This window comes from Brevundimonas vancanneytii, from assembly GCF_901421975.1.
In the GTDB taxonomy this organism is placed as follows: Bacteria; Pseudomonadota; Alphaproteobacteria; order Caulobacterales; family Caulobacteraceae; genus Brevundimonas; species Brevundimonas diminuta.
On record NZ_LR588407.1, the window covers coordinates 2279053 to 2290000 of the forward strand.

A 10948-nucleotide genomic window follows, 5' to 3' on the forward strand; every position below is an offset into this window, starting at 1 on the left:
TCATGGTGCGCAGTCCGGTTCCAGAACTTGTCGAGACCATTTAAGAGCTGCTCACTTCGAGCTCCCAACGGTTGCGTATAGAAAGATGGTCCTGACGGCATTCTCAGAAGTGGAAAATGCTTTGGCGGGTATCAGTCGTCTGCGACATCAGCCATAGAAGCCGAAGCCCAGCACGAGGCGCTCACCGAAGGCCTGCACCATGACCGCACCCGCTATCCTGCGGGCTACGCCTCCTATCTCGAGAGCTGGATGCCCAGCGCGGCCTGCTGAATGTCGAGCTAGGCTTGGTACAACTTCAGGAGAACCGACTGCTTAACAACGCTGCGCTCTATCAAGCCCTTGGTGGCGGATGGACCGCGGCGGGGAGCGAATGATGTCGGCGGCATCCGATTCTGGCGTGTTACTGCCGCCAGCACATATAGAAGAAGTATAGTACTTAACTGTTTGACTTTGGCCCTCGGCACTTATGCAAGAACGCACTCCGGAGTTCTCCTTCCTTCAGGCGCTGCACCTGAAGCTGCCACGATGTGAACTTCGGCGGCTACCCCCCAGTTCATGATCAACCCTTAAGAGCGGGCCGCATCCGTAATGGTATTCATTCCTGTGTTCTCAGACCGGGCTTTCGTGCAGCGGTAGACGCGCACGGTGAACGTCTCAGGCTTTGCCACCTCGACCAGTTCCATAGGCAAGGTCATTGGCCGCTTCTCCTCGAACGTGACGATATCCAGCGGTAGCTCGGCGTCGCTCCACATATAGCCGGCCCACATCCGCCATCCGACACGCCGAACAAGATCTCGATCAAGGAGAAATCGGAGCGCCAGATTGACCCGGGACAGGTGCCGACTGCCCTCGTCATAGTCCGGTGCCTCGTCCAACGTCCCAGCCAAGGCGTCGATCAGATCGCGCTTGGAGAGCGGACGATCGGCGTCGTCGAGCATCCGGCTGATCACCGCGACCGTTTCGTAGCCGGTCGGGACCATGCGGATGTCGACGGGGAAGTGATCGATGGTGAAGTCCACCAGCACAGTCGCGTGGCCCTGCATGCTTTCCGGACGCGAAGCATGCTGGACCACGCGATCATCTTCCGACCAGGAAAGCAGATTGCTGAGGTTGCCGGTGACCGTGATCCTCACGGGGCCGATGCCACGACGGTCCTCGTACTCCGCTGGGATGGGTTCAATCACGATCTTCTCGACGAGCGTTCTCAGGACTTCCTGAGCGCGGGTCGCGTCCCGATCACCATTGGCAAGGGACGATTGTAGATCGTCAATAACTCGCCCCATGCGCGCAATTATGGCGTCGTCGGACAAGTCCGTCAGCGGATGCGACGGAGTCGTCGCCAGTCGGCGTTGCAATTGCTCGCGATCCCGTTCGACACGATTCAGTTCGTCCCTGACAGCACGGCGAGCGGCGCCCTCCAGGTCGCCATCTCGAAGATCCGCCATGAGGTTTTGACTGGCCTTCGTCAGACGCTGCTGCTCCTTCTCCAAAGACGCGCGGCCGCCATTCCATTCATCGATCGCCAATCGGAGTTCGCGGCGGTACTCGGCAATGTACGGCTTGATGTACTGAGGCGTCAGGAGACGAGGCTTGAGCGCTCTCACGATCAGGTCTTCGATATCGGTGCGGGCCACGCGGCGACGGTTATCGCAAACGCCACGCTCCAAGCGGCCGACGCACCCCATCTTCTCATGGCGGATGTGATAAGCCGATCCGCACACGCCGCACCGATAGAGACCAGAAAAGAGGTACTCGGCCTTTCGGCGAGACTGAAATTGATGCTCATCGGAAACCTCGTTGTCAGCCAACCGCTGCTGGACGGCGTCGAACAGCTCGTCGCTGACGATCCGCAGTTCAGGCGCATCGACGACGACATGGTCGTCTTGAGGGACAATCTGGTGTTTGACGCTCCCTGTGCGGCCGTTCCGCTTGGTCTTGGTCCGACCCCAGACAGTCTTTCCCTTATACAGGGCATTTCGAAGAATTCCGGTTCCTTTGCGCTTGTTGCCGTACAGCGCTCCGACGCGCCATGGCCGACCGCCTGGGCCAGGGATCCCGTCGGCGGTCAGTTCATGGCAAATCTGGACGATGCTCTTACCGGCTGCGCAGTCGCGGAACACGCGGCGAACCACATCGGCTTCCGCTTCGACAATCGCTCGCAGCCCTCGTGCGCCATCTTCGGTGAAGACCTTCTTGAACCCGTATGGCACACGGCCCGATTGGCGGCCCGCGAGAACGGCGCCTTCGACCCCGCGGCGAGACTTCTTCGCCAGATTGCGGATGAACTCGGCGTTCTGAACGGCCTTGAACGCCACCTCCATGTCGGTGACCACGCCGCCGTGGGCAGTGCACACGGCGATGTCGAGCGCTTGGAACTCTTCGATGACGCCATGGGCGCCGGACGCCTGGCGGCTCAAGCGATCCATGTCTTCGACCAGGACCACGTCGAACTCGCCGCGGTCGGCAGCAGCCATCATTTCGAAGTAGCCCGAGCGTCCAACAAAGGTGGTCCCGCTGCGTGCGGCGTCGCTGTAGACGGCGACGACAGTCCAGCCGTTCCGCTCAGCGACGGCGGTGCAAACTCGCACCTGATCTTCGATGGATTCCTGGCGCTGATGCAGCGTTGAGAAACGCGCATAGATGACGACCCGAGATCCGGGTGGGGGATCATACCTCACTGAGAGCCCACCGCCCGAGCGGTCGCGTGCGCGTCCATTCGGGCCAACGCCAGGATGAGCGGCAACAGATCATCTCCGGCGCTCAATGCCCGCGCGTCCCGCTCCCTGACCAGCATGCGCTCGTGAGTGAGAAGCGCATCAAGCGATTCCTCTTGGCGAGATCGACTTCGCCCTTGCCCCCTTCTCCCCGAACTTCTCGCTGCGTGCTCGCCGTCAATGTCCACAGCCGGCCTCGCCGCTGGCGGGGCGTACTGGGGGTTGCCTGAGGTAGATTCAGTCATCCGCCGCTCCCCGCATGGAGCCGCTGTTTTTCGAGGAAGGAAGCCACCTCATGTCCCCAATCGTGAGGCGGATCTTCCACGGCGAAGTAGATCAGCCCCCAGACGGCGCGCTCCCGATCGGAAACATCCTGCTGAAGCACAGCCTGAGCGACGGCCTTGGCCAACCCCTGTCCGTCATACACATCGTCGTCGAAGCCGGTAATCACACCACGCTCGTCGCGGATCAGCCGAGCCTGCGGCCAAGAGGGCTGAGCGCAAATCGCCATCCCGTGGTCCACTGCCAGCGCCACGCCGTCAGCGTCGCATTGATGAGCGATGTCGGTCACCAGAGAGGAGATGCCGAGGTACGAGCAGCAAGGGTTCTTGGCGGAGACCGCGTTGGCGATTAACTGGGCGAGCGGGGCGTTCAGTCGCACGGTTCCGAACGGGTCCGGTTCAATCTCCAACGATCCAGCGCCAAGTTCATGTGCGACGTAGGTTTCCACGACATCGTTCAGCACCGCTTCAATGGCGTTCGCTCTCTCCGCAACATCCGCGACCATGGCGGCCGTGAACGTCTCGTCCTCCCACTCACTGGGTCCCACCACGGCCTGGCTGAAACCAACAATCACTCCGTTGAGATCAAAGTGCGTCCGAGCACCTGTCCAATCGTCCGCAGCGACCAAATCCCAGACGAGATCCACCGCCTCGTGGACACCCGCGGTCCGACGGTTCGGCGAGAACGGCGTTAATAGTGACTTCGAGCAGCAGGAAACGAGCCTCGGGACGCTCGTGGGTGGCGATCAGACGAGTGGCATCGCCCAAGCGGATGGGGGGCACGACGCCGCAAACGCCAAATCGACTTCCTGCAAACTTCGCCATCAGGCTGCTCTTGCGTCCCGGATTGGAGAGGTCAAAACGCTCCATCTCGTCCCCCTACATCAACCCGACCGCCCGCTCCCCCGTGGTCGGCGACAAACGTGCCGCGAACGCGGTTCACGATAAACGGCTCGGAGATATGGTCCTCGTTCAGACGAAAGCGTTGGGCGAGGGCGACGATGCCGCCGCCGCCAGGCAACCGATAAGACAAACCGCTCATTTCCGCGCTCCGTAATCCTGGATGATGACATCCATCTTGCCCTCGGCGTTCAACCCCGCTGAGACCAGGACGTTGTCGAAGCCGGCGGCCGCGAGGTGGTCCATCAACAGCACGAAATCGCCGGGGTAGTGCGAGGCCTTGTACGCTTCGAAAATCTCGCGGATGCGGCGAAGGCGTTCGGGATCATCAACGGGCCGGGTCAATGCTTGCCCTCTTCGGCTTGGAGGCGAGCGGCCAGACGACGTTCAGCCGCCAGGCGCAGCCGCCTAGACCGACATTGCGACCAGTCGTCATGGGCTTACCCTCCGGTCTCGATGCCCGCACACGTTTGGAGGATGTCATCCAGCAGGGTTTCGATCGCTTGGGCGCGGGCCGAAACGTTGTCGATCATCACTGCCGCGAGAATTTCGTCAGCCCAGTCCTCGGTCTCGACGATTCCCTGGCTGAACCCAACGACTTCCCCGTCTAGATCATGATGGGCGCGCACACCTGCCCAGTCATCTTCAGCGGTCCAATCCCAGACCAGATCGACGGCTTCGTGCACCGTTCGGTCCGACGGGTCGCCCTGCAGAGAACTGACCAAGACCAATAGCAACAAGAAACGCGCCTGCGGCTGTGCGTGGCTGGAGATAAGTCTGAGGGCGTCCCCCAACCGAACGGCAGGAACGATCCCCCAAGCGCCAAACCGAGTGCCTGCAAACCTTGCCAACAACTCGTTCTGCCCCAGACCGTCAGCGCGACTGAACCCGCTCACTGCCGCGCCTGCCTCTGGAGAGCCCCTGCGCCTTCCACCATCCTCACCGCGGCATCTTCCAAACTAATCACCCCGGCATCGGCAGTGACGAGTTGAATCCGGTACATTTGCAAGCGGACCAAGATGCTGGCGCTCATGTTCGCATCGCGACCTGTTCGGCGTCAGCGCCTTTGGCACAGATCTGGGGTTGCGGATAATGGAGGGATTGGGTCTCGTCGCAGTGACGTAAGGAACGCAGATGAGACCCAATCCCTCCAGCCCAAAATTGGCTGCCAAGCCCACCAAGAAGCCCGCCGAGGTGGTGGTGAAAGATATTCGCCGTGCCACACGCCGGCATTTCTCGGCCGAGGATAAAATCCGCATCGTGCTCGAAGGCCTGCGCGGCGAGGAGAGCATCGCTGAACTGTGCCGCCGCGAAGGCATCGCCCAGAGCGTGTATTATTCCTGGTCAAAAGAATTCCTTGAGGCTGGCAAACGCCGTCTGGCCGGGGACACGGCCCGTGCCGCCACCAGTGACGAGGTCAAGGATCTGCGCCGTGAAGCACTGGCTCTCAAGGAATGCGTGGCCGACCTGACGCTCGAGAACCGCCTGCTTAAAAAAAGCATGATCGCGGATGGGGGCGACCAAGAATGAGGTATCCCGCCGCAGAAAAGCTCGAGATCATCCGCCTCGTCGAGCAATCCCATCTGCCCACCCGACAGACGCTGGAGAAACTGGGCATCCCACGCCGCACCTTTGCCCGCTGGTATGCCCGCTACCTTGATGGTGGGCCTGAGGCGCTGGAAGACCGCCCCTCGGCGCCAAGCCGGGTATGGAACCGGCTGCCCGAGAATGTGCGCAAACAGATCATCGACATGGCGCTGGAGGAAAGCGAACTCTCGCCCCGCGAGTTGGCCACCAAATTTACCGATGAGAAGCAGTACTTTGTCTGCGAGGCCACGGTTTATCGCCTGCTCAAGGCACAGGATCTGATCGCCAGCCCAGCCTATATCGTCATCAAGGCCCGCGACGAGTTCCACACCAAGACGATGCGACCAAACGAGATGTGGCAGACCGACTTCACCTATTTCAAGCTGATCGGTTGGGGCTGGGTTTACCTCTCAACCGTGCTCGACGACTATTCCCGCTACATCATCTCGTGGAAGCTGTGCACCACCATGACGGCGGGCGATGTCACCGACACGCTGGACTTGGCGCTGGCCGCATCAGGTTGTGACAGCGCCACCGTGCTGCACATGCCGCGCCTGCTCTCGGACAATGGCCCGAGCTATGTCGCGGGCGAACTGGCCGCCTATATCGAGGCCCAGTCCATGAGCCACGTGCGCGGCGCCCCCTTTCACCCCCAGACACAGGGCAAGATCGAGCGCTGGCACCAGACCTTGAAAAACCGCATCCTACTGGAGAATTATTACCTGCCCGGCGATCTCGAAGCCCAGATCGAAGCCTTCATCGAGCACTACAACCACCAGCGCTATCACGAAAGCCTGGGCAATGTGACGCCCGCAGATGCCTACTTTGGCCGCGATCGGCAGATCCACGCCCAGCGCGCCGCCATCAAGAAACAGACCATCGAACATCGCCGCTTGCAGCACCGCAAGCTCGCCGCCTAAAAGCCAACCCCTGACGAGGCCCGCTCTCCGTTAACGCCACGCCAAACCTGCGCCAAATGTTTCGACGACGGACAGTTTCAGGCTCTTGGCACCCTCGATTTCCGACACGAGGCTGAGTTTCCCCATGGTCGTGAGAGAGGCCCACTACGGTCGACATTCAACCGACATGCAGAATCCCCGCTCCACCCAGGATCAAATCCAGGCTCTGCGCGTCGTTAGCGAAGCCTGCGGCAAAGCTTCGATCCGGACCTTCACCGACGAAGCCGTCTCAGGCTCAGCGTTGGTCAATCGGCCCGGCCTGCAGGCGCTTCTGGTCGCCGTGGCCCGCGGAGAAATCGACAAGGTCCGCGCAGAATCCCTGGATCGCCTCTCGCGCGATCAGGAAGACATCGCCCACATCTACAAGCGTCTGCAGTTCGCCGGTGTTGCGCTGGAGACCCTTTCAGAGGGGCACGTGACCGAACTCCACATCGGCCTGAAGGGCACGATGAACCAGATGTTCCTGACCGAGCTCGGCAACAAAACTCGCCGCGGCCTTGTCGCGCGCGTCAAAGACGGCTTCAGCGGCGGCGGTCGGTGCTTTGGGTACGACCTGGCCGCCAAGGGCGAACTGACGATCAACACGGACCAGGCCAGGGTGGTGCGCTCTATTTTTGAGCGTTACGCCGAAGGGGAATCGCCCCGAGCCATCGCCCACAGCCTGAACGCCACCGGCGTGCCCGGGCCGCGCGGCGGCACGTGGACTCCATCGACCATCAATGGAGACCGCCGCGCCCAAGACGGAATTCTGCACCAGGAACTCTATGCCGGCGTGCGCGTGTTCAACCGGCGGAAATTCCGCAAGCACCCGGATACCGGCCGCCGCTCCTCGGTGCTGAACCCGCCGGAAGACTGGATCCGCGAGCCGGTCCCGGACCTGCGCATCATCGACGATGACCTTTGGGCCCGCGTTCAGAACCGCAAGGCGGCGCTCTCCGCCCTTCCCGCGGCCCACGCGCGTAAGCCCAAGCGGCTGCTGTCCGGGCTGATGAAGTGCGACCGGTGCGGCGCGGCCATGATCCTGAACGGCGGCAAGTACATCTGCAGCGCCAACCGGGACCGCGGCACCTGCGCCAACGGCAAGATCATAGCGGCGCGCGCGGTCGAACGCCGCGTCCTGGACGGCGTGAAGACGCATCTGATCTCGCCGGAGGCCATCGCCCTGGCGGTGGCGCGCTATCAGGAGGCGGCCGAGGAACACCGGCGTATGATCGAGCGCGAGCGCGCGCCGATGGAGAAGGAGCTGGCGGAGATCGCCCGACGCCTGGAACGGGCCCAGGTCATGTTCATGGAAGAAGTGATCGACCTCGAGACCCTGAAGGCTCGCACCGCGCCCCTGAAGGCTCAGCAGGTGGAGCTGACCGGGCTCCTCTCCGAGGTCGCACCGACTGAGACCGTGCGCCTGCACCCCGGCATCACGCAAGCCTACCGCCGCTTGACCGAGGACCTGCACCTGGCGATCGAGGGCGACGCCGGCGAGGACCTGCGCAAGGAATTGCGCAGGCTGATCGACCGCGTGGACTTCATTCCGCTGGATGGCCTGGGCAAGTTTGATCTGCGCGTCCACGGCAGCCTGGCCGTGCTGCTCGGCCTGGGCGGAACCCAGAAAGCAGAAAACCCCACAGTCGGGGACTGTGGGGTATCACTGGGTGCGGGAGCAGGATTTGAACCTGCGACCTTCAGGTTATGAGCCTGACGAGCTACCGGGCTGCTCCATCCCGCGGCAAGGCGGTGAGTAAAGGAAGAAGGTTCGAGAAGTCATTCATGTGTGTCGGGTAGACCCGGCGGCGACCTACTCTCCCGCGCCTTAAGACGAAGTACCATCGGCTCTGGAGGTCTTAACGACCGAGTTCGGAATGGGATCGGGTGGGGAACCTCCGACAGAGCCACCAGGTCAACCCGACACACATGAATGAGAAGATATTGTCTATGATTTCGACATAGTAAGATCGAATGAGTTTTGCTGAGAAACGATCAAGCCGATCGGATTATTAGTACCAGTAAGCTTCACACGTCACCGCGCTTCCACACCTGGCCTATCAACGTGGTAGTCTTCCACGATCCTCAGCGAAGCCTTGTTTTGAGGTTAGTTTCCCGCTTAGATGCTTTCAGCGGTTATCTATTCCATACTTAGCTACCCTGCTGCACGGCTGGCGCCATGACAGGTCCACCAGAGGTATGTCCATCCCGGTCCTCTCGTACTAGGGACAGATCCTCTCAAGCTTCGAACACCCACGGCAGATAGGGACCAAACTGTCTCACGACGTTCTGAACCCAGCTCACGTACCACTTTAAATGGCGAACAGCCATACCCTTGGGACCTGCTCCAGCCCCAGGATGTGATGAGCCGACATCGAGGTGCCAAACTTTGCCGTCGATATGGACTCTTGGGCAAAATCAGCCTGTTATCCCTAGAGTACCTTTTATCCGTTGAGCGATGGCCCTTCCACGCGGGACCACCGGATCACTATGGCCGACTTTCGTCTCTGCTCGACTTGTCAGTCTCGCAGTCAGGCTAGCTTATGCCATTGCACTCGACGACCGATTTCCGACCGGTCTGAGCTAACCATCGCGCGCCTCCGTTACACTTTGGGAGGCGACCGCCCCAGTCAAACTACCCACCACGCCATGTCCCGGGACCGGATAACGGCCCTCGGTTAGACGTCAACGACAGTAAGGGTGGTATTTCAAGGATGGCTCCACCAGAGCTGGCGCCCCGGCTTCATAGCCTCCCACCTATCCTACACATACGGTCGCTAACGCCAAGGCGAAGCTATAGTAAAGGTTCATAGGGTCTTTCCGTCTGACCGCGGGAACCCCGCATCTTCACGGGGAATTCAATTTCACTGAGCCTGTGCTGGAGACAGTGGGGAAGTCGTTACGCCATTCGTGCAGGTCGGAACTTACCCGACAAGGAATTTCGCTACCTTAGGACCGTTATAGTTACGGCCGCCGTTTACCTGGGCTTCAGTTCGGAGCTTTCACTCCTCCCTTTAACCTTCAGGCACCGGGCAGGCGTCAGACCCTATACGTCGCATTGATGCTTCGCAGAGCCCTATGTTTTTGCTAAACAGTCGCTACCCCCTGGCTTGTGCCACTCAGTCCTGGTTGCCCAGGGTGAGTCACGCTTATTCCGAAGTTACGCGTGCAATTTGCCGAGTTCCTTCAGCACAGTTCTCTCAAGCGCCTTGGTATACTCTACCTGACCACCTGTGTCGGTTTCGGGTACGGTCTCTGCTGGAGTTATTTCCAGGGACAACGCCACCGCCGGGAACAATCCAATAAGCCCCGACGACTTATGCCATCCGTCACTTCCAGCTGGTGCAGGAATATTTACCTGCTTCCCATCGACTACGCTTTTCAGCCTCGCCTTAGGGGCCGACTAACCCTGCGCAGATTAGCTTTACGCAGGAACCCTTGGTCTTTCGGCGACAGTGTTTCTCACACTGTTTATCGTTACTCATGTCAGCATTCTCACTTCCGATACCTCCAGCCAACCTCACAGTTGACCTTCACAGGCTTACGGAACGCTCCGCTACCGCTTGCAGTAAACTGCAAACCCATATCTTCGGCGCATGGCTTTAGCCCCGTTACATTTTCCGCGCAGGATCGCTTGATCAGTGAGCTGTTACGCTTTCTTTAAAGGATGGCTGCTTCTAAGCCAACCTCCTGATTGTCAAAGCAATCCCACATCGTTTCCCACTTAGCCATGACTTGGGGGCCTTAGATGATGGTTAGGGTTGTTTCCCTTTTCACGACGGACGTTAGCACCCGCCGTGTGTCTGCCCGATAGTACTCCTGGGTATTCGGAGTTTGGTTAGTATTGGTACCGCTCGCGCAGCCCGCAACCATCCAGTGCTCTACCCCCCAGGGTATTCGTCGGACGCTCTACCTAAATAGATTTCGCGGAGAACCAGCTATGTCCAGGTTTGATTGGCCTTTCACCCCTATCCACAAGTCATCCCAGAATTTTTCAACATTCACGGGTTCGGACCTCCAGTAAGTGTTACCTTACCTTCATCCTGCTCATGGATAGATCACCTGGTTTCGGGTCGTCATACGTCGAACTTAGCGCCCTATTCAGACTCGCTTTCGCTGCGCCTACACCTAACGGCTTAAGCTTGCTCGACACATGAAGTCGCTGACCCATTATACAAAAGGTACGCCGTCACCCCGCTTGGGGGCTCCGACTGCTTGTAGGCTTCCGATTTCAGGATCTGTTTCACTCCCCTTGTCGGGGTGCTTTTCACCTTTCCCTCACGGTACTTGTTCACTATCGGTCGTAGAGGAGTACTTAGGCTTGGAGGGTGGTCCCCCCATGTTCAGACAGGATTTCACGTGTCCCGCCCTACTCGAGTCTCTTGCTGTTTGACGTCTACGGGGCTGTCACCCGCTATGGCCGGACTTTCCATTCCGTTCGACTTTATTTCACAAGAGCACTGGCCTGGTCCCGGTTCGCTCGCCACTACTACGGGAGTCTCGGTTGATGTCCTTTCCTCCGGGTACT

General features: G+C 59.9%; 7 protein-coding genes, 1 tRNA gene and 2 rRNA genes (1 of these 10 cut by a window edge). 2 read left to right on the forward strand and 8 right to left on the reverse strand.

Annotation, left to right across the window (positions count from 1 at the left end; all coding sequences use genetic code 11):
* Positions 1 to 566 precede the first annotated feature (566 nt).
* From FGL25_RS11325 to FGL25_RS11345, 5 genes are all read right to left on the reverse strand, one after another.
* Positions 567 to 2678: a recombinase family protein gene (locus FGL25_RS11325; protein ID WP_138141736.1), complete on the reverse strand. Its 2112-nt coding sequence runs from the start codon at positions 2676 to 2678 to the stop codon at positions 567 to 569.
* A gap of 277 nt (positions 2679 to 2955) precedes the next feature.
* The gene (locus FGL25_RS11330; protein ID WP_138141737.1) at positions 2956 to 3642 is read right to left on the reverse strand and encodes a hypothetical protein; all 687 of its coding nucleotides are present in this window, start codon (positions 3640 to 3642) and stop codon (positions 2956 to 2958) included.
* A 209-nt stretch (positions 3643 to 3851) separates the two neighbouring features.
* Complete coding sequence (locus tag FGL25_RS11335; protein WP_134582091.1) at positions 3852 to 4037, reverse strand: hypothetical protein; 186 nt, start codon at positions 4035 to 4037, stop codon at positions 3852 to 3854.
* A complete protein-coding gene (locus tag FGL25_RS11340) occupies positions 4034 to 4240 on the reverse strand; it encodes a hypothetical protein (protein WP_134582090.1) in 207 nt (68 codons plus the stop codon). The genes FGL25_RS11335 and FGL25_RS11340 overlap by 4 nt, the downstream gene beginning before the upstream one ends.
* Before the next feature lie 95 nt (positions 4241 to 4335).
* Positions 4336 to 4635 (reverse strand): hypothetical protein, encoded by a 300-nt coding sequence (locus FGL25_RS11345; RefSeq protein ID WP_138141738.1) that lies wholly within the window; start codon positions 4633 to 4635, stop codon positions 4336 to 4338.
* A 394-nt stretch (positions 4636 to 5029) separates the two neighbouring features.
* Here FGL25_RS11345 and FGL25_RS11350 point away from each other — a divergent pair.
* Both FGL25_RS11350 and FGL25_RS17995 read left to right on the forward strand, forming a co-directional pair.
* Positions 5030 to 6402 (forward strand): IS3 family transposase gene (locus tag FGL25_RS11350; protein WP_095046155.1). Its coding sequence is split into 2 segments (ribosomal slippage): positions 5030 to 5387 and positions 5387 to 6402, totalling 1374 coding nucleotides; the frame shifts between segments, so codons are not numbered across the junction.
* A gap of 166 nt (positions 6403 to 6568) precedes the next feature.
* The gene (locus FGL25_RS17995) at positions 6569 to 8131 is read left to right on the forward strand and encodes a recombinase family protein (RefSeq protein ID WP_354702823.1); all 1563 of its coding nucleotides are present in this window, start codon (positions 6569 to 6571) and stop codon (positions 8129 to 8131) included.
* On the opposite strand, the gene FGL25_RS11365 is transcribed toward FGL25_RS17995, so the two are convergent.
* From FGL25_RS11365 to FGL25_RS11375, 3 genes are all read right to left on the reverse strand, one after another.
* Positions 8088 to 8164 (reverse strand) — tRNA-Met (locus tag FGL25_RS11365). The two genes, FGL25_RS17995 and FGL25_RS11365, sit on opposite strands and share 44 nt — an antisense overlap.
* A 56-nt stretch (positions 8165 to 8220) precedes the next feature.
* Positions 8221 to 8335 (reverse strand): 5S ribosomal RNA (gene rrf / locus FGL25_RS11370).
* Between the two features lie 76 nt (positions 8336 to 8411).
* Positions 8412 to 10948 (reverse strand): 23S ribosomal RNA (locus tag FGL25_RS11375); it runs 244 nt beyond the window's last position.